21 protein-coding genes are annotated in these 18,696 nt (G+C 46.7%); 11 read left to right on the forward strand and 10 right to left on the reverse strand.

Features of this window, described 5'->3' with window-relative positions; translation table 11 throughout:
- Nucleotides 1-16: 16 nt before the first annotated feature.
- Nucleotides 17-247 carry a hypothetical protein gene (locus QUB63_RS10875; RefSeq protein WP_332945070.1) on the reverse strand — a complete coding sequence of 77 codons (231 nt, stop codon included), beginning with the start codon at nucleotides 245-247 and terminating at the stop codon, nucleotides 17-19.
- A gap of 45 nt (nucleotides 248-292) precedes the next feature.
- On the opposite strand from QUB63_RS10875, the gene QUB63_RS35015 reads away from it, so the two are divergent.
- The 5 genes from QUB63_RS35015 to QUB63_RS10895 all read left to right on the forward strand — a co-directional run bounded on the left by QUB63_RS35015 (nucleotide 293) and on the right by QUB63_RS10895 (nucleotide 1,733).
- Nucleotides 293-469 carry a DUF6888 family protein gene (locus QUB63_RS35015; RefSeq protein ID WP_442921834.1) on the forward strand — a complete coding sequence of 59 codons (177 nt, stop codon included), beginning with the start codon at nucleotides 293-295 and terminating at the stop codon, nucleotides 467-469.
- Nucleotides 469-675 (forward strand): DUF6887 family protein, encoded by a 207-nt coding sequence (locus QUB63_RS10880; protein WP_332945072.1) that lies wholly within the window; start codon nucleotides 469-471, stop codon nucleotides 673-675. The genes QUB63_RS35015 and QUB63_RS10880 overlap by 1 nt, the downstream gene beginning before the upstream one ends.
- 94 nt (nucleotides 676-769) lie before the next feature.
- Nucleotides 770-1,069 carry a hypothetical protein gene (locus QUB63_RS10885; protein ID WP_332945073.1) on the forward strand — a complete coding sequence of 100 codons (300 nt, stop codon included), beginning with the start codon at nucleotides 770-772 and terminating at the stop codon, nucleotides 1,067-1,069.
- Nucleotides 1,070-1,266: 197 nt separating this feature from the next.
- Nucleotides 1,267-1,527, forward strand: coding sequence for a hypothetical protein (locus QUB63_RS10890; RefSeq protein WP_332945075.1), 261 nt, complete (start codon nucleotides 1,267-1,269; stop codon nucleotides 1,525-1,527).
- Nucleotides 1,527-1,733 (forward strand): hypothetical protein, encoded by a 207-nt coding sequence (locus tag QUB63_RS10895; protein WP_332945076.1) that lies wholly within the window; start codon nucleotides 1,527-1,529, stop codon nucleotides 1,731-1,733. Before QUB63_RS10890 ends, QUB63_RS10895 begins: the two co-directional genes overlap by 1 nt.
- A 272-nt stretch (nucleotides 1,734-2,005) precedes the next feature.
- Here the strand turns inward: QUB63_RS10895 and QUB63_RS10900 are convergent, their stop codons facing one another.
- Nucleotides 2,006-2,374, reverse strand: coding sequence for a hypothetical protein (locus QUB63_RS10900; RefSeq protein ID WP_332945077.1), 369 nt, complete (start codon nucleotides 2,372-2,374; stop codon nucleotides 2,006-2,008).
- Nucleotides 2,375-2,416: 42 nt separating this feature from the next.
- The gene (locus tag QUB63_RS10905; protein WP_332945078.1) at nucleotides 2,417-2,986 is read right to left on the reverse strand and encodes a papain fold toxin domain-containing protein; all 570 of its coding nucleotides are present in this window, start codon (nucleotides 2,984-2,986) and stop codon (nucleotides 2,417-2,419) included.
- Nucleotides 2,987-3,118: 132 nt separating this feature from the next.
- On the opposite strand from QUB63_RS10905, the gene QUB63_RS10910 reads away from it, so the two are divergent.
- Complete coding sequence (locus QUB63_RS10910; protein WP_332945079.1) at nucleotides 3,119-3,517, forward strand: hypothetical protein; 399 nt, start codon at nucleotides 3,119-3,121, stop codon at nucleotides 3,515-3,517.
- A complete protein-coding gene (locus QUB63_RS10915; RefSeq protein WP_332945080.1) occupies nucleotides 3,471-3,701 on the forward strand; it encodes a type II toxin-antitoxin system RelE/ParE family toxin in 231 nt (76 codons plus the stop codon). Before QUB63_RS10910 ends, QUB63_RS10915 begins: the two co-directional genes overlap by 47 nt.
- A gap of 353 nt (nucleotides 3,702-4,054) precedes the next feature.
- Here QUB63_RS10915 and QUB63_RS10920 read toward each other — a convergent pair whose 3' ends face one another.
- Together QUB63_RS10920 and QUB63_RS10925 are read right to left on the reverse strand one after the other, a co-directional pair.
- The gene (locus QUB63_RS10920; RefSeq protein ID WP_332945081.1) at nucleotides 4,055-7,564 is read right to left on the reverse strand and encodes a response regulator; all 3,510 of its coding nucleotides are present in this window, start codon (nucleotides 7,562-7,564) and stop codon (nucleotides 4,055-4,057) included.
- Between the two features lie 508 nt (nucleotides 7,565-8,072).
- Nucleotides 8,073-8,483: a hypothetical protein gene (locus QUB63_RS10925; protein WP_332945082.1), complete on the reverse strand. Its 411-nt coding sequence runs from the start codon at nucleotides 8,481-8,483 to the stop codon at nucleotides 8,073-8,075.
- Between the two features lie 640 nt (nucleotides 8,484-9,123).
- Here QUB63_RS10925 and QUB63_RS10930 point away from each other — a divergent pair.
- Nucleotides 9,124-9,759 (forward strand): GNAT family N-acetyltransferase, encoded by a 636-nt coding sequence (locus QUB63_RS10930; RefSeq protein ID WP_332945083.1) that lies wholly within the window; start codon nucleotides 9,124-9,126, stop codon nucleotides 9,757-9,759.
- 82 nt (nucleotides 9,760-9,841) lie between these two features.
- On the opposite strand, the gene QUB63_RS10935 is transcribed toward QUB63_RS10930, so the two are convergent.
- The 4 genes from QUB63_RS10935 to groES all read right to left on the reverse strand — a co-directional run bounded on the left by QUB63_RS10935 (nucleotide 9,842) and on the right by groES (nucleotide 15,717).
- Nucleotides 9,842-12,436 (reverse strand): S8 family peptidase, encoded by a 2,595-nt coding sequence (locus QUB63_RS10935; RefSeq protein WP_332945084.1) that lies wholly within the window; start codon nucleotides 12,434-12,436, stop codon nucleotides 9,842-9,844.
- A 28-nt stretch (nucleotides 12,437-12,464) separates the two neighbouring features.
- The gene (locus QUB63_RS10940; RefSeq protein WP_332945085.1) at nucleotides 12,465-13,466 is read right to left on the reverse strand and encodes an ATP-binding protein; all 1,002 of its coding nucleotides are present in this window, start codon (nucleotides 13,464-13,466) and stop codon (nucleotides 12,465-12,467) included.
- A gap of 154 nt (nucleotides 13,467-13,620) precedes the next feature.
- On the reverse strand, nucleotides 13,621-15,261 hold the full coding sequence (gene groL / locus QUB63_RS10945) for a chaperonin GroEL (RefSeq protein WP_332945087.1): 1,641 nt from the start codon (nucleotides 15,259-15,261) through the stop codon (nucleotides 13,621-13,623).
- 144 nt (nucleotides 15,262-15,405) lie between these two features.
- Nucleotides 15,406-15,717, reverse strand: a complete 312-nt coding sequence (groES, locus tag QUB63_RS10950; protein ID WP_332945088.1) for a co-chaperone GroES — start codon at nucleotides 15,715-15,717, stop codon at nucleotides 15,406-15,408.
- Nucleotides 15,718-15,997: 280 nt separating this feature from the next.
- On the opposite strand from groES, the gene QUB63_RS10955 reads away from it, so the two are divergent.
- Nucleotides 15,998-16,426, forward strand: a complete 429-nt coding sequence (locus QUB63_RS10955; protein ID WP_332945090.1) for a (2Fe-2S) ferredoxin domain-containing protein — start codon at nucleotides 15,998-16,000, stop codon at nucleotides 16,424-16,426.
- 46 nt (nucleotides 16,427-16,472) lie between these two features.
- On the opposite strand, the gene QUB63_RS10960 is transcribed toward QUB63_RS10955, so the two are convergent.
- Nucleotides 16,473-16,655 (reverse strand): hypothetical protein, encoded by a 183-nt coding sequence (locus tag QUB63_RS10960; protein ID WP_332945092.1) that lies wholly within the window; start codon nucleotides 16,653-16,655, stop codon nucleotides 16,473-16,475.
- A gap of 411 nt (nucleotides 16,656-17,066) precedes the next feature.
- Here QUB63_RS10960 and QUB63_RS10965 point away from each other — a divergent pair, with 411 nt between their 5' ends.
- Both QUB63_RS10965 and QUB63_RS10970 read left to right on the forward strand, forming a co-directional pair.
- Entirely contained in the window at nucleotides 17,067-17,714 is a 648-nt protein-coding gene (locus QUB63_RS10965) for a response regulator transcription factor (RefSeq protein ID WP_332945093.1), read from the forward strand.
- Between the two features lie 331 nt (nucleotides 17,715-18,045).
- Nucleotides 18,046-18,567, forward strand: a complete 522-nt coding sequence (locus QUB63_RS10970; RefSeq protein WP_006633075.1) for a LabA-like NYN domain-containing protein — start codon at nucleotides 18,046-18,048, stop codon at nucleotides 18,565-18,567.
- The last annotated feature ends 129 nt before the right edge of the window (nucleotides 18,568-18,696 follow it).

Here is an 18,696-nt window from a genome sequence, read left to right on the forward strand (position 1 = left end):
CAACCTCTTGTCCCGCTTACAATTTTATCCATTTCCACCATTTTAAAGTGCGATGATTCCACGAAGGGATCTCGCCCCAGCGAAAAAAAGGTCGATCGCCCGTGCTTGTTTCTGATGAGCGATCGCCTAAAATAAAAGAGCGAGATCCCAAATGATTCTCCTTGACACCAATCATTGTAGCTACGCTATCCTCGGCAACACCCAGGTACTCGATCGGCTCTGACTGAATTAACAGCAGAACAAGCAAGCCTTTTACCTGCTACTCTGAGACAGAGCTATATGGTTATGAGGAATGGACTTGCCAACTGCCGAACAAGGCATCAGATGTGTCATACTATGTCAATCCTTGACCAATACATTCACACCTATTTTCGTTGTCCGCCTGGACGAGCGAACAGGGAATGTGTTTATATTGGCGGGAGATAACATAGAAATAGAAATCTATCGCGGTCTGTGGAGGTTTTTGTGATGAAGCCTGACTTTAATAGCATGACTAAAATTGAGCTAAGAGCTTATGTCATTGCTCACCCCGATCAAACAGCGTTTCATGCCTTTGTTGACCGCTTTACTTCTGAAGCCTCGACCAAAACTTTTGACATCCCGAAATCAATTGCTGAGGTTGAGGAAGTTGATATCTCGATCCGACAAAAGTTAGAACAACTGAAGACGACTTAGGGCTTAAACATCGGCTGATTTTTTAGGATAGCGGTAGTCAACAAGTTCCGTTTACGTTAGCGAAATGTGCCAGAGACTATATGAGAATATAATTATGAGTCATCCGAGAATTTTTGCCGACTTCCACAATGCAGATGAACAAGGTCGCCTTCGTCCCAATTGCGTTGGGACGATCGAAGATTTGAGAATCCAAAATATTAAGTTGCAAAATGGTAAATTGCTCACCATCTATAGCGAAGAATTAGAAGTAGATGGCGCGGTGCAATATTCCCAAGAGGAAAGTATGAGGGTTGCAGTAATTGATTGGAAGCTTTTTAGACAGGTAGACGATATTATTCTGAGCAATTCTAGCTTACCTGAGAGCGACATACCTCTACCAAGATCCCGATCCTGACAAGCAATATAGGTGTAGAGAAAGGCAGAAGCGAGCGATCGCACTTCTGAAAAATACCAAATATTGCCATGATTCTACTCGCCTGCGTGCAGCCTAGCTATCCCGCAGGCGATCGCCCCAGCAAACAAAAGGGCGATTATCCTGAGAACGCGAGGCAAGGAGGCTAAACTAGATATGTATAATCTTAAACAAACGATATGCCTCTGGGCGAACTTTTACCCACCGTTAGCCAACTATCTCATCTTGATAAACTGCGACTCATTCACTTTCTCCTACTTGCAGTTGCCAAGGAAGAAGGATGCAGCCTAGAACCTACAGAAGAGAATCATTCAAAAAATATACTCCTGAATCAACTAGCATCAACCAGCGCAGTTGTATGGTCTCCACAGGCAGATAGTGAAGGAGTTAAAGCATTATCAGAACTTCTAGTTGCCGCCCAGGAATCAGTCAATGCTTAATGGTCAAAGGTTTTCATAAACGCGAACGAATTGATAGCCTCGGTCGATCGAGCATTCTGCCATATTTGCCCATCACACTCTCCAACGGCCGCAACTCTGTAGAAGTGATGGCATTATTGGATACGGGCGCGAGTGTCAATGTCCTGCCCTATGAGATTGGTCTACAACGCCGGGGTAACATGGGAACAGCAAACAGTTCCTATTGAGTTGAGCGGGAATTTGGCTAGCAGCGAGGCCAGGGGATTGGTGGTTTCAGGTACAGTTGCTCAATTTTCGCCGATCTTACTTGCATTTGCCTGGAGTAGATCGACAGACGCACCCGTAATCCTCGGACACCTCAACTTTTTTGCGGAGTTTAACGTCTGTTTTTTTCGTCACGAGTTAGCTTTTGAGGTTTACCCAATAGAGAGATGAAGAGAGGTTGCACAGTCTTTTCAATGCGATCGCCCCACCAAAAAAAGGTCGATCGCACTTTCTGTCAACTTCTGACAACTTGCACTGTTTGCTCTACATCCAATTCGCCCTCACCTAAAATGTCAGCAGAAGAATTCCGATCGATAAATTCATCTAACAGTTCAAAAAATTGATCGAGTGCTTTACTTTCGTCTTCAGAATAAAAAAGAATGATGTTAGCCCAAGATTGGCTAGTCTGCACGTTGAATCTTTTTCGTATCCATTCAGGAAACGACATAAAATCGCTGTCTTGTTTTGTTGGCTGTTCTCCCAACTCATGTTTAGCAACGCTGTAACCCGATAAAAAAGCCTGAAGGCAAATAATTGAGTGTCTTCCCAAGTACATTGAAGGAGCTTTCTTGATTTTCTCAATCAGCGTATATAAATCGTGCATTATCCACCTCAATATTTTTCAAAAGTTTGTCAGCTTTGCCGCTCAAAATTCCTCTTCTATAATCTTAAAACTTCCCATACCCAGTTCCAGAGTAGGAGATGTTAAATTTTGTAGCCATTCCGGCCGATTTACGCCACTACGATCTATATTATCAAAAACAATTTCCTCTTCGTCAACTGTAATTGATATCCCGATGTGGTAGCCATTAGTAGCAATTTGCTGCCCTCGTCGTAAATCATAAATCACTGACCAAGGTAGGTCTTGCCTGCCTAAATCGAGCTTAATCTGCTTACCGTGCACCTTTCTGATTGTCAAGAACTCTTTGATTGCCTGACTACATTCAACACATTGAAAAACTCCATAAAGGCTAGCAATTTTAGCTATCTCTTGACGGATATCATCTAAACTACTCGGCTCTAAACTCAAAGTGGAAAGTTTACCTCCTACGCATAGATAAAAGTATATCTCAAAACAATTCCCATTCTGTATTTGCTGTTCGTGCGAATAACTCATAGTCGCGGACGGTATCAAGTCTTCTCGTCTGCGTTTTGAGATTTCGCGCCGTCGCTCAATTTCACCGTTATTCTCGATCGCACTCTGGTTCAAGTGCACTTGCAAAGCCCTCGGTTGAAATGTACGCGCGGCGTAGCTATCTCGACCGGATTCGCCCCACCGAAAAAAGAGCGTGAAGCGAAGTTATCCCTCGGGGTGAATCGCCCCTGACACCAAATACCAAACACTGCGATGATTCTACAAATTGCGATCGCCAATTCCCTACTCATAGCGATCGACACTCGTTACAATCAAAGTATCAATCCTCCACCAGATGCCGCGATGACCATCAAAGAACTCCTGATCCAAGAAATCGATAGCACCCCTGACGAACACCTCGCCGATATTCTTAGCTTGGTGCGATCGCTCAAATCTACTCCACACCGCCAACTCAATACCTACGAACAACTGTTGGAGCGAATCGACTACCTCGAAACCATTATCGGTATCCGCAAAGGACTCGAAAGCTTCGATCGAGGTGAAGGAATCCCAGCCGAGACAGCCATGAAAGCGCTACAGCAGGAGTTCAACATCCCCCCCGTCTATGACTTATCAAGTCCTAATTCAACCACCCGCCTTTGCAGAAATTGAAACCGCCTACCGTTGGATGTGCGATTATCTGGGCACTGATGCAGCAAACAATTGGTATTACGACCTCCAAGACGCGATCGCCTCCCTGCAACAGTTTCCTTACCGTTGTTCAGTTGCACCCGAAGCTGCCATCATTGGTCGAGAGATTCGACAACTGTGGGTTGTTCATTCAGTTGACAGTTGACCTGTGACAGTTGACCTGTGACAGCAACCTCTACCTGGAAGGAAGAGGATTGAAGTAATGAATCGTCTGCTTTTAATTTCTCCCTAAAACGGAGAGGCTTTCAACCAATTATTTCTGGTAAAGCAAGAACCTATCGGATTCTGTTTGTGGTGGAGGGCGATACCGTCGCAATAATACACATTCGTCACCGCCGCCTGTGCCCCTCTAGAGTAATCGTATCAAGTAGTCAATAAAAAGCGAGATCCCCTGACACCAAATACCAAACAGTGCGATGATTCTACAAGTTGCGATCGCCATGACTGTTTTTTCCCACAATCACCCAACACACCCAACCAAGTCAAAACCATAGGAATCTAATCACAATTCAGCATAAAAGTCAACACTGTTTCATCAATTCCCTTCAGTTGCAGCGACTTATATTTAACAATTCGATCCTCCTCAACATAATCTGCAACCGCAGCCGAAATCAGCACAGAATTTGGTTCCGCCACCTCTTGCAAGCGGGCGGCAATATTCACGCTCGGCCCGATCGCAGTATAATCCGATCGGTCCGGGCCGCCAAACATCCCCACCACCGCAGTACCCTGGTGAATACCGCAGCGAAACCGCACCGCAGGAACCCCATTTTCCCCAACAATTCCCTGCTCCAACCAGCGCTGGTTAAGCTCCTTGAGAGCTCGCAGCATTTGGCCAGCAGCAGCTATAGCGCGGCGGACTTGCTCGTTAGGAGTTAATTCCTCCGGCGCGCCAAAGAGAGCCATTACCGCATCTCCCACAAACTTGTCCACGGTACCGCCGCTGTCAAAAATAGCTTTAGTCATTGCCGCCAAATATTCATTCAACAGCTCAGCTACCCGGCGCGATCGCAGCGTATTTGCCATTTGAGTAAAACCGACAATATCGCTAAACAAAATAGTAATCAATCGCGGTTCCGGGCGCAAATCCAGGGCCAAATCTCCAGCGGCTGCGGCCTTCACCATCGAGGGCGGTAAAAATCGGCGCAGCACCGACTCAGTTAAATAACTGTTCAACTGCTGCACTCGCCGCTCGTTTTGTTTTAGGGCGATCAAATTCCGCACTTCCGCCAACAATTCGCGATCGTTAAAAGGCTTCGATAAATAAGCATCAGCACCCCGTTCTACTCCTTCAATCCGAGTATCTGCGTCAGCTTTAGCAGTTAGCAAAATTGCCGGAGTTCCCCGCAATTCTTCATCCTCCCGAATCATCCGAATCAAATCCAAACCAGAGATTAAAGGCATCATCAAATCCGTGAGAATTAAATCCGGGCGGCGGTTTTTGGCCACGGCAAATCCTTCTTGTCCGTTGCGGGCGAGCAATACTGCAAAGCCGGAATTCCGCAGAATTTCCGATACATAAAACCGCAAATCTGGATTGTCGTCAACCACCAAAACTGTGCCTACTGCTGTTTCTGAATTTATCGGTTCGAGAGCCTCAAAGTTATGATTTTCTGCCTCATCTTCCGACAAATCCGCCTCCACATCTGCCAGTTCCACCGCTGCTTTGGATGAGTGAAACTCCGCAGGTATTTCTAGTACCCGTTCCGGGGGCAAATGAGTCGAACCGAAGTGCAGCCAAACGGTAAAAGTAGTACCTTCGCCGTAAACTGAATCGACGGAAATTTGACCGCCGTGGAGTTCGACTAATTCTTTGACAAGTGCCAAACCTAAACCGCTGCCTTCGTAGGAACGGCTGGCCGAACCTTCGGCTTGGTGAAAGCGCTCGAACAAATAGGGAATTTGTTCGGTGCGAATGCCGATGCCGGTGTCTTTTACTTGCAACAAGCAGTGAGCGCCTGCCGGTTCAACTGTTAGGGTGATCGTTCCGCCTTCTGGGGTGAATTTGACAGCATTTGATAGCAGGTTGTAAATAACTTTGTCAAATCTTTCAATATCCAAATAAAGTAAAGGACATTCTTGCAGTTGGGTGATTAATTGCAGTCCTTTTTTCTCGCAGTAGGCGCGGAATGACTCTGCGGTAGAGTAACAGAAACCGACTAAATCGCAGGGGCGAAAACTCGGCTGCATCCGTCCAGCATCGAGCCGCTGCAAGTCCAGCAGTTGATTTACCAAGCGCAGGAGGCGGCGGGAATTGCGCAAGGCGATGATGGCTTGTTCGTAGGGTAAGTCTTCTTTGCGGCCGCAAGCTGATTCCAGAGGGCCGATAGTTAGTGTTAGAGGTGTGCGGAATTCGTGGGAGATATTTTGGAAAAATTCGGTTTTGAGCCGATCGGCTTCCAGGAGCCTTTCTGCCTGCTGTCTGGTAGTCTGGTAGAGGCGCGACTGCTGCACGGCCAGAGCCGCTTGAGTTGCCACTATTTGAGCCAGGTCAATGTCTGAGAGGTTCCAGCGCCGGGTGCTGCGATTTTGGCGCAGGGAAATGCTGCCGATGATTTTGCCTTCGGAGATTAAGGGAACGACTAACAGAGCCCGGGCTGGCGATCGAACTTGCAGTTCTGTAACATTTAAATCGGGGCGTTCGTGGAGGTCTTCAATCGCCACCGGCTCTTTTGATACCATAACTTGCAGCAGCACCGGATTGCCGCGGATCGGCACCAAAGACTGCGGCAGGGAAGGATGGGCAAAAACCCAGCCGCGAGCGTTCGCAGCAGCAGTCTCAGGGCCTGGAGGGTTCGCAACTACCTCTGGATTGTTGTTAAAACCCTGTTTTACAGCCACAGTATCCCTATTTGTGTCGTAGAGTCCCACGCACTGGACGTATTCATCATCTTCTGTCCACAGAGATAGGGCGCAGCCGTCAACTTGCAAAGCTTGGCCGAGTTGTTGAGTAATGGCTGCAAAAATATTTTGGGGGTCGAGGCTCGATCGAATTGCCGTAGTAATAGTATTGACTAAGGCCTCGCGCTTTGCCAGGGCCCGCACCTGTTCGTAAGCCCTCGCTTGAGAAAGCGCTAAAGCCGCTTGGTCGGCCACCGTAATTACCAACTGTACCTCGTGGTCTTGCCACTGGCGCGGTCGATCGAACTGGTGCAGCGCCAAGACGGCCATCAGTTCCATTTTGTAAAACAGCGGTACGATTAAGCTCGATCGAATATTTGCAGCTTGGTAAGACTGCTGTCGCTGCTGATTGTCCCAGTTTAAAACTCTCTCGTCTGTTTGAGCATCTTGAATCACCTCTACATCCAGAGTTTCCCAAACCAAATCCGGCAGCAAATCCGGGGAAAGTCCGGCGCTAGAAGCATGGAGTCTGGCTTCTGTATCGCCCCGCAACCCTTTAGTTTCCGCCTTCTGGTAAACGAACCACTCATCGGCCACCCGGCCGTCTTGAAACGGCCGCAGCAGACAGCAACTCACCTCAAACATCTGCCCGACGGTTTCCACAATTCTTTGCAGCATTTGCTGGTAATTGGGAGCCGATCGAATAGTATTGGTAACGGCATAAAGCAGCGATTCTTGCGAGAGAGCCCTGCGCAGTTCATTAGTGCGCGCTTTCAGGAGATTGTGAGTATCAACAGCTTGACTGACAAGAGTTTTGAGGTCTTCAGCATCCCAAGGCTTGGTAACGTATTTGAATACTTTGCCAGCGTTAATAGCTTCAACTAAATCTTCAACATCCGTATAGCCAGTTAAAATAATGCGGATCACGTCCGGGTATTGAGCCGCCGTCAGGCTGAGAAACTCCGTACCGCTCATTTTTGGCATTCGCTGGTCGGAGATAATCACGGCAACTTCTCCCTCTTTTGCCAAAATTTCCAGGGCGGCAGGGCCAGATTCGGCTCTGAGCACTTTATAGTCTCGGTGGAAGGTGCGGTAAAGCAAGTCGAGGTTATCCGGTTCGTCATCGACAACCAGAATTTTGAGCTTAGGATTTGATTGGGAATTCATGCACCGTTCTCCTGTGCCCCGGGGCAGTTCTATTTAATAAGTCTGATGAAAGGAAGAATTCGCGGGTTTCAATTGCACAAGTCATACCGTTTGCGATTTGCGATTTGCGATTTGCGATTTGCCATGGGGATGACTGATGACATAAGGGTTTGGAGTTTGCCTGCTGTGGCATTTTTTGAAACTCGCATCACAATAATTCGTGAATCTGAAGTTGTTGTGAGTGGGCTCCCGGCAACCATCAACCTTGATTTTTTATGTTTGGGTTTTCAATTCCGAATTCTTCGCTCGCCACAGTTGTCTGTCGTGCACCCCAATTTTATTATTTAATGATATTCACATAAACTCGTCTTGCGGGAAGTGTCCTTGACCCCTCACCAGCAGGCCGGAGAGGCAACACGAATCCGCTACTTTTAACTGCTGTCTGGATATCTCATAATACATAAGAATAACGGTCCTGATTGTTGTGATTTGATTGGCCTTTCTTTATGTGCTATTCTCGCTCCTATCCCTATTTTATTTGGGAGACCAAAAATGCCCGCAGCACGATACAATAGACAACCAACATCTTCGCCTGTGTTTTTCCCGCCCAGGGGACAGCAACTTTAACATCTTCGCCTGCAGATGCGGCTTTCCTCTCCGGCGCCGCGAGCCCCTGACTGATATTCGGGGGTGGCTGGCAGACAACACAGGCTAAGATGTGCGAGTGACGCAATTGTTGTACCATTTTAGTTAGACTTGCACTTTTTGGGCCGAGAGCGGCATTTTTTTGTGCCTCCTGCAGACCTTCTTGAAGCCAATTACTGCGGCGAAACACCGCAACCTCGAGCATCCATCTGTTAATCTTAGCTAGGGATGTACTTTGTGGAAACCCGCCAATTAGCTCGATCGAAGTTTTGAAGGTCTCGATCGCGCGCAGCACAGTATCTGGGCACAAGATCGCAGGACAATATCTAGCCCCCGGCGCAACAGGTAAGGCCGGTTCGCGAGGGGACGGGCTTGCTGATTGGCCAGCACTGCTGAAAGCTGGGTTGTCGGGATCAGGGGCAGGTGGTCAACATCCGACGCGCGATCGCGCCCGGTATTAGTCTGGCAGATAGTTGAGTTTTTCAATTACCGCTGGACAGATAAATTATATTCGATCGGGTATTTCCGCAAGCAGAGAGCGGTAGGTTGTCGGGAACCAGACGTTAAAACCTTTTTGATTGTTTTTAATAACTTTCCCGCTACCCACAAATCTAGTATTAGGGGATGGGTTTTCATTCGCAATAAATTTAGTCTAAAATGCTGAAGATTTCCAACTTACATCAGATCGTAATTAAAGTCAAGCACAAAAACAATGAGATTTAATCGAGTTCATAAACTATGCCGATAAGTTATACCATTGGAAATTTTAAATTTGAGATTTTAGATGAGGAATGACTGATGAATATCGTGGTTGGGAGCTTGTCTAAAGCTGCATTCTTTTTTTAAACTGGTATTACGTTATCACCAGAAGTTAAGTTTCTAAGATGGGCAGCTCAGAAACCAGCGTAGAAAAATTAATATAGTGGCCTGGAATTGTGAATCCTTCCTTTTTTTCCTCACCGTCTCACAAACAACAAACTCCCGGACTTTCTGGCTTTTCGATCCGGGTGGCTGTGTCGAACGACTTGACGCAGCTAGCCGATATTTTGGCCATGAGCTTTCACTCCCGCGAGGGGTTTGTAGAATGGGTGTATCCGGTGTTGCGTTTGGGCATTTACGAAGATTTAAAAAATCGACTGCGTTCTAAAGCAGAACATTACATTTGTCTGGTTGCTGAGTTAGTCTCGCGCGCTCCGGGAACGGAGAATTATCGGCCCGGAACTCATTCCATAGCAGGAACAATAGAAATGGCTCTGCGTTCTCGATTCCCTTGGCAAATCCCGAATTCTGACTATCCTTATTTGTCAAATTTAGCAGTTCACCCGGAGTACCGGCGGCAGGGAGTTGCTCAACAATTGCTCAGCAACTGCGAGGATACAGCCCGAGAATGGGGATTTTCGGAGATTTACCTCCACGTTTTGGAAAATAATCATGGGGCGCGACAATTGTACTATCAAGCCGGCTACCGCTTGCAACAGGTGGATTGGCATTGGACTTATTGGCTGTTAGGCCAGCCGCGCCGGCTGTTTTTACGCAAGCAGATTTCGTTGTCATCAACTCAGTATGGGTAGTGGTGCATAAGCGCCTGCTTTTCGCACGCTCAATCCTTATGGAGAAAGGCTTGTATCAATTGCATCATTGAAGAAAGCAGCACTACCCAATTTCTACCTCCTGCTTTACTTCTAGTTCAACTTGAGCCTCAACAAATGTAGTGTAAATAGGAATATTCGATGCTATTGCTTCAAAGCTAATAACAAGAGAATAGGGTGCTTCAGCGTCAGGATCATTGTTCCAACCTTCATGCCCAACTACTGCAATGCAGAATGCTTCTGTGAGTTCAAATGACTTGACAACAGTCCAATCCTTTTGAACAGTTCCCGCGCTTCTAGAGACACCATCAATTTTTCCATAGTTTTTGGCTCTTTTACCAATAGTCCACTGAAAAACGGTCTCTCCTTTTTCAGAATTCTCTGTAGCATCATACTCTTTTAAAATCCTAGCCAAAAATTTTTCGGGTTCTTCTTCCTTTTTGCTACAATCCCAATCGAGCCAAGTTGAAAGATATTTTCTGCGATTTCTACGAGTTCGACGCGGTTGTGCTTTGTAAGAGAGAGTCACTTCTACCAAAATCTCATGTTCTTCTCCCTGAGTCCGCAATTCTTCGGGCAATTTTACTTGATAAACATGAGCTTGTCTGGCTTTGATATGACGGTTTCCCCTTGTAATCAAAGTGATACGATTGGGAGAATTACCTAAAGCACGATCGAGATTTGGAATGCCATAACCAATTTGACGAATGACGTGCCGTTTATTCACATTATCTGCCATTGTCCACTCTGGCCATCTGGCCGATTGCACTATCAGCGCACGATGCAAAAGGCAACTCTCATCAGGTAACTCAGCAGCAATACACGCAGCAATATGACTTACTTTTGGTGCAGCAAATGATGTTCCAACTTTGTCAGCAGCAACGGCTGGCCCACCCTTCAAAGTCGATCGCACTAATTCAGGACAAACTTCTTTAGGATGAGTAAGATTAGGTGGTGTACCTTCATCTTTTACGAAATCTCCACCATATTCAACTACTTCGGGCTTAATAGTTTCCCAAATTCCTAATCCAGAGCATGAAAAAGCTGAGGGTTTATCCTTCTGTGATATGGAAGAAGAGGATAGTGTATGATAAGAAGCGAGAGAAATTGAGCCAACAGTTAAGGCTTGAAAACTTTGTGCAGGGTTAGCAATTCTACAATAATCTTCTAAAAGATAATCGGGACACAGCCGATTTGCAGCAAGATGCTCTTGGACAGATAATCTTGTAGGTCCTATTCTGCCATTTAAGGGTAAATTGCCTGTTGCCACAATCAACAGGATATCATTTTCCCATGTCAAATTATCAATTCCTGCCGCCCAAGCGCTCATATATTGGGTGCGACATGGAACAGGTCCAGTGATAGAATGGTTAAAAATTCTTGTTTTTGTTTTATTGTAATAAAATTCCACAATATCACCTAGTAAACTGGGTGGAAATAGCTGCGTAGGTAGTTGACAGTTAGCATCAAGAACTCTGGCATTTTGAATCCAGCAAACAGCTTTTGTCTTGCCAGTACGAGGTATTGTTATGGGGTAAATAACTGCACCAGCTACTCTCGTTCCATGTCCACCGTTGCTAACATAGTCAGAAGTTTTATTGGTTTCTCCAGGAACCCAAGACCTTGAGTTTTGTGAATCAATTGCTACCTTTAGAAGAGAATGTCTTTCTTGAATGCCACTATCTATAACGCACACCTTGGGAGCATTTGATTCCGGTGGTTCTAATTCAAAAGGAAGAGTTTCAACATTATCTAGACATGACGCCTGAATGATTTCAAAAAATTCATCTGCTTCGCTAACGTCGAAAATATAGGAAAAATTTACAACTAAATCTTTTAATCCTTTTCCGGAAATTTGAATACGACAAGAAAAACTATCTGACAACTCAGCAAAACGAGGAATTATCCCATCGACTATATTTAAAATTTCTCCCTGATGAAAGTTTACAAAATCTGTCAATTCCTCTTCTCTTCTCGATTTTAATTCGTCCCAATCTTGGTAGGTGATATCGCGTTTATTTATCCAATTACTTATTCGTTTAGCATATTTTTTGTCACTTTCATCTTTGTTGCGTTCTGGGTAAACAGGTAATTGTGACTTAGTGCCTACACAGGCAACTCCTACATCTACAATATATATTTGTTGATCTCTGATTTGCTCCCATTCATTAAGTAATTTTTGTGAGAGTATATAGTCAGGTCGCTTAATTCCATCTATAATCTCCCATATTCCTGGAACTTTACCACCACCTCGCTCAGCCTTAATAAAATTTTCTATTTTTTTTTGTAGTTCGCTAAAGTCTGTATCATCGGCAGAAGAACCAATAATATATCCATTTTCTAATTCAGCGATTACCTCAATGCCATATTTTCTGAGATCCTCTAAATCGAATGCAATAGGGTCAATCTGTAAAATGATAGGTATAGCTTTTTCCGGCCGTGGTGGCTTTTCCTCTTCCTCTCTTTTTTCTTGATTCTGTTGCCAATTTAAAATTAACGAGTCTAACGAAGTCTTTAATCTACTTCCATGTCCTTGCCGATTGCTAGCATTTGCTGATGTTATTGGATTTGGTTTTCCTCCTCCCATTGGAGTTGCAGCAACTCCTGATCTTGCAAGCCTCAGTTGAATATGTGGAAATCTATCAGAACGTTCAACCATTTAGTTCTACCCACACCAAAATTTAAGTTTATGTTACCTTGATTTCTTTAATCGCTTCTTCCAAATGTTCGTGAATGACTAGCTCCTCTCGCTCAAGAATTGCGCGTTTAGCAGCATCTTGTGCAGCCCTCACGGCTTGAGCAGCAGAAAAATCTCTCATCAGGTCAACGATGGCAGGCCAGTCGATCGAGCCTACTTCAATGGCAGATAGTGTTTCCTTTAAGATAAATTCTAACTCTTTTTCTCCCGGCTTGGGTACTTCAATCAAATCATCAAAGCGCCTCCAAAGTGCTGTATCAAGAGATTTATTCAGGTTAGTAGCTGCTACAAGAATACCCGATGTGGGTTCATATTCATCCAAAATTTGCAGAAATGTATTGACGACGCGCTTCATTTCTCCTACTTCCTGATAATCTTCTCTTGACTTAGCAATTGAGTCGCATTCATCAAGAAACAACAAGCAGGGATTTTTTGACGCATCCTCAAAAACAACTCTCAAGTTGCTCGCAGTTTCTCCTAAAAAAGATGATACCATTGCATCAAATCGAACCTTAAGAAGTGGTAAACCTGTATTCCAAGCTAAACGCTCTGCTCCCAGTGTTTTTCCACAGCCGGGGAGACCATACAAAAGAATTTTTTGCCTGTAGCGGAGTCCGTGATGAGCGAGCCTGTCTCTTGCTGCATACTCGCGCTCAATTCGCTGGAAACGTTTCTCAATCACTTCAGGCAGTACCATGTGATGCCGCAGTTTTTCTCTTGGTATGACAGTAACTAAAGGAAGATTAAATCGCTTACTGGTTGGCAGCTCACTTAGGGCTTGTAGGCTTTCTGGTACTGCCGAAGTAGATGAGCTTTTAGAGGTTGATTTCTCTTTCTGGCTCTTCTTGGTAATATTCTCTAATTGGTCTGCTAGCAGCGTGTGTCCCTTTTTGCGTTCTTCCTCGATAACTAGATACGTCAATTTGTCGATCGCCTCTGTATCGGAACTGGCGATCGCTTTAAATAGCCTTTTAAGAACTTCTGCTTTCATAGCGCCTCTCACTATAGTAGAGAGTACACTACTAATGATAACTTGATTTCTTAATCAACTCACAAAATCAATTAAATTAGGTGAGGGCGCAAGCCCCCACCTACTTTAGAGATGATTAGGTAGGGGCTTGCACCCTCACCTAGTCTACAGATGATTAATAATCGAAGTCGCCGCCGCCCATGCCGCCGCCAGCGCCAGCAGGAGCGCCGTCTTTGGGTTCAGGCTTGTCAACAACGATGCACTCGGTTGTCAGCACCATGCCCGCAATAGATGCGGCATTTTGCAGAGCAGAACGAGTTACCTTCGCAGGGTCAACGATACCAGCTTCAAACATATCGACAAACTCATTTGTCGCTGCGTTGAAACCGACGTTGAACGGCTTTTCTTTGACGCGCTCAGCAATCACAGCGCCATTCAAACCAGCGTTTTCAGCAATCCGCTTCAGGGGAGCAGCCAGAGCCCGTGCCACAATCAAAGCACCGGTCAATTCTTCGCCAGTCAGACTGCTATTGGCCCACTCTTCCAATTGAGGAGTCAGGTGAGCCAAAGTTGTACCGCCGCCGGGGACAATGCCTTCTTCGACAGCAGCTTTGGTGGCGTTGATCGCATCTTCAAGACGCAGTTTGCGATCCTTCATTTCGGTTTCGGTAGCTGCGCCGACTTTGATGACTGCGACGCCGCCAGCCAATTTGGCCAAACGTTCTTGCAGCTTTTCTTTGTCGTAGGAAGATTCGGTTTCGTCCATTTGACGGCGAATTTGTTCGCAGCGGGACTTGACGGCGGCTTCGTTACCTTCGGCAACAATTGTGGTGCTGTCTTTGGTGATGGTGATGCGGCGGGCTTTGCCGATCATGTCGAGCTTGGTGTTTTCCAGTTTCAAACCGGCGTCTTCGGTGATCAGTTGACCGCCGGTCAATACGGCGATATCTTCTAACATGGCTTTGCGCCGATCGCCAAAACCAGGTGCTTTCACAGCAGTCACGTTCAACACACCGCGCAGCTTGTTGACAACGAGAGTAGCTAAAGCTTCTTTCTCAATGTCTTCTGCGAGGATCAGCAGCGGGCGGCCGGAACGGGCTACTTGTTCGAGTACGGGTACCAAATCCTGTACCAGAGCAATTTTCTTGTCTGTCAGCAAGATGAAAGGTTCTTCTAGAATCGCTTCCATCCGTTCGGTGTCGGTGACGAAGTAGGGAGAAATGTAGCCTTTGTCAAAGCGCATCCCTTCGGTGATTTCCAATTCGGTGGTCATAGACTTCCCTTCTTCCAGGGAAATTACGCCTTCTTTGCCCACCTTGTCCATTGCGTTAGCAATCATTTGGCCGACTTCATCGTCGTTACCGGCAGAGATGGAGCCGACTTGGGCGATGGCTTTGGAATCTTCTACTTGTTTGGCGTGTTCGGCAATTTTTTCTACCAAAAACGTGGTTGCTTTGTCAACACCGCGCTTGAGGGCGATCGCGTTGGCGCCGGCTGCGACGTTCCGCAGGCCTTCTTTGACCATTGCGTGAGCCAAAACGGTAGCTGTTGTGGTACCGTCGCCTGCTGCGTCGTTGGTTTTGGAGGCGGCTTGACGGATCAAGGCAACGCCTGTATTTTCTACGTGGTCTTCTAGTTCGATTTCTTTGGCGATGGTTACGCCGTCATTGACGATTTGAGGAGCTCCGAATTTCTTTTCGAGAACTACGTTACGACCTTTGGGGCCGAGGGTAACGGCCACTGCTTCGGCCAGAATGTCCATACCGCGTTCGAGGGCGCGACGTGCATTTTCGTTATAGATGATGCGCTTAGCCATAGTTTTTGGGGATGAGAGGGTTTGAGATGAGAGGATTGGGGAGGGATGTTAGTCATTTGTCCCGTGTCATTAGTTGTTTGGCGGCGTTCGCTTTAAACTAATGACTGATGACTGATGACGGCCGGACTGATGACTAATGATTAATTAGTTAACGATCGCCAGAATGTCTTTTTCGGCAAGCAAGACGTATTCGTCGGTGCCGAGTTTGATGTCGGTGCCGGCGTACTTCGAGTAGAGAACTTTGTCGCCGACTTTGACTTCCATTTCAATGCGAGTGCCGTCGTCATTGCGCTTGCCGGGGCCCACTGCCGCGACTTCGCCTACTTGGGGCTTTTCCTTAGCTGTGTCGGGTAGAAGGATGCCGCCGGCGGTTTTTTCTTCGCTAGCGCTTACTTTCACGAACACGCGCTCGCCTAACGGTTTAACGGTAGAAACACTCAGTGATACTGCTGCCATAAATAAATCTCCAGATTACAGTTCTTAGTCATTGGGCCGTCCGCGGTCGCTCTGAAAGCAACAGCCGACTGCTGACAACTGACATATTAGCACTCTCGACTCCTGAGTGCTAATTTAGCTTTCTTCAGGGGCGATCGCAACTTATCTGTCTGTACGGGTTCCCGAACCGATGATGAGTGGGGGAGTGGGGGAGTGGGGAGTGGGGGAGTGGGGAGTGGGGGAGTGGGGGAGTTGTGATGACGAGCGATCGCCAAACAATTACTGTTGACGAATGAATAAGATGTCTGAAAATAACAACGATGAATCTTGCAGCCAAGGCTTGAGCGCTTGCGTCCAAAGCCTGGGAATCGATCGGATCGACCGACATATTTTTATCTGTGCCGACCAAACCGTGCCCAAGTGCTGCGATCGAGAAAGCAGTCTGGTGGCTTGGAATTACTTAAAAAAACGCTTGCAAGAATTGGGGTTGGACAAGCCAACTGCCGATCGGCCGAGCTGCAGTTTTCGGACTAAAGCTAACTGCCTGCGAGTGTGCGCGTCTGGCCCGATTATGGTAGTGTATCCAGACGGAGTGTGGTACCGCGAATGTAAGCCCCCCGTCATCGAGAGAATTATTCAAGAACATCTGCTCAACTCAAAGGTGGTTGAAGAATACGCTTTTTTAACTCATCCTTTGCCGCAGCAGGCGAAGGCCCCGCCAGACATTTAACTGTAGCGCTGTGAAAAGGTACAGCGCGATAAGTAAGGTGTTAGGTTTAAGGTTGTGAAGTTGAGAGGGTGAGGGCCGATCGCGCGATCGCACCTGTGGATCGAACAACTGTAGTTTCCGGTGTGTCTCTGGTAGTCCTGCTTGTCGCTGTGGTTTTTAGGAGGTGTATCGAAGCAGTTCGATCGCGCTCGGGCGACAGTTTGCCCAAAAGTTTCTCAGTAGCGGACATCAGGCAGTTTGCCAAACTACACTAGAAATAGTTAAATACGTAAGTAGGGAGTCTGCTTAAATTTCTCTATATCAGAAGTATCATTTAAAACCGGGGCATCAACCTGCAATTGAACCATCGAGATTAAATATTTAACTTGGGATCTCTAGCGGGAGTCTCCCATCAATCAAAGCAGATCGTGACGACGGGCGATCGTCCATTACAGGTTTTGGCTCCGTTCCAGGTCGCAAGACATTCACAAACGGGCGTCGATCACTGGTTGGGAAGCGGTAATACCCGCCCCGCTTTCCCCTCACCGCCATCCCTTCACCCCACCGCCGTCCTCCACCCCCAGCCTGGGTGGCAGGGGACTGAGGGAAAAAACAAAAGTGAAAACAAGGAATCGAGCGGGATACTCTAGCGGGAACAAACATGAAGGACAATAATTCAGGAGAGCAAAAACGGCTGATGCTGGTTGACGACGACCCGAACTTGATCTTGCTAGTCAAGGATTACTTGGAGTTTCGGGGTTACAACGTCATCACAGCAGAAAACGGCAGACACGCTCTAGAAAAACTCGAAGAAGAAGTCCCCGACTTGATCATCTGCGATGTGATGATGCCGGAAATGGACGGGTACACTTTAGTCAAACACATCAGAGAAGACCCCCGCACGAGCTGGATTCCGGTTCTTTTCTTGTCCGCAAAAGGTCAAAGTTCCGATCGAGTAAAAGGCTTGAGCACGGGGGCTGACGTTTATATAGTCAAGCCTTTTGAACCGGAAGAACTGGTAGCCCAAGTAGAATCTTCTCTGAAAGCAGCATCCCGCTTGATTCGCCACTCCAATCCAGGTATTGAGAGCGGCCCCAAAATTAAGGCGCGCCGCAATGTCGAATTGACTCCCACTGAGTTAAAGGTGGTACAGTTGCTAGCGCAGGGTATGGCAAACCGCCAGATCGCAGACGTGATGAATGTCAGCCAGCGGACTATAGAGAGCCACGTCAGCAATATGCTGGGCAAAACAGGTCTGCACAACCGGACAGAGCTAGCTCGCTGGGCTCTGGAAAGCAAAAAGGCTTGAGTCCAGGATCTCTGCTATGAAATCAGGGGAGCAAAAGATACTGCAATGCGCTGTATGCCTGCTTGGCCCTAGGGCGGTTGGCGCGGTAGTTTCAAGCCCCATTAACCTTGACGCGGTAGCCAAAGCATTGAGTTACTGGCCGTCGGGTTCGATCGGGCGGGTCATCGAATCCAAGCAGCCCTAAAAGAGCCCTCTGGCGGTAGAGGCGAAAATATGAAATACTGGGGGCATGGAGTTTTCTGAAGTTTAATCTATTGCCTCAGTTAGCTCCATATTGCTAAAATGTGATATTTAGATTAACTTCTTTCTACAATTATTAGGTCTAAGTTCTATGACAAACTTAATGAACCGCCTTTCTATTTTTGTGGACGGGAACAATATGTTCTACGCTCAACAAAAGAACGGTTGGTTTTTTGATCCTCGCAGGGTGCTCGAATATTTCAAAACTTCGCAGCCGAATGTCATCTTGATCAATGCTTTCTGGTATACGGGTCTCAAAGACCCCCAAGATCAAAGGGGATTTCGAGATGCTTTGATCAGTCTGGGTTACACGGTTCGCACGAAGATTCTTAAGGAATATTACGACGATGCTTCGGGCCGATATTCTCAAAAAGCTAATTTAGACATCGAGATTGTGGTTGATATGTTTAATACGGTGGATCAGTACGACCAAGTTGTGCTGTTTAGCGGGGATGGGGATTTTGAGCGGGCGATCGAGCTGCTGCGATCGAAAAATACTCATATTACTGTGGTATCCACCGAAGGAATGATTGCTAGAGAGTTACGAAATGCTACAGATAGGTATATCGACCTAAATGAAATTCGGGAACATATCGAGAAAATGGATTATTAGTCAGTTGACAGTTGACAGTTGACCGCTTGACAGGGAAGCAGTCCGATTTCATTAATCATTAGTCATTGGTCATCAGTTTGGCCGTCGGGCCGTCGGGCCGTCAGCAGTCAGGCGTTATGGGTTATTGAT

Source organism: Microcoleus sp. ARI1-B5 (genome assembly GCF_036705795.1).
In the GTDB taxonomy this organism is placed as follows: domain Bacteria; phylum Cyanobacteriota; class Cyanobacteriia; order Cyanobacteriales; family Microcoleaceae; genus Microcoleus.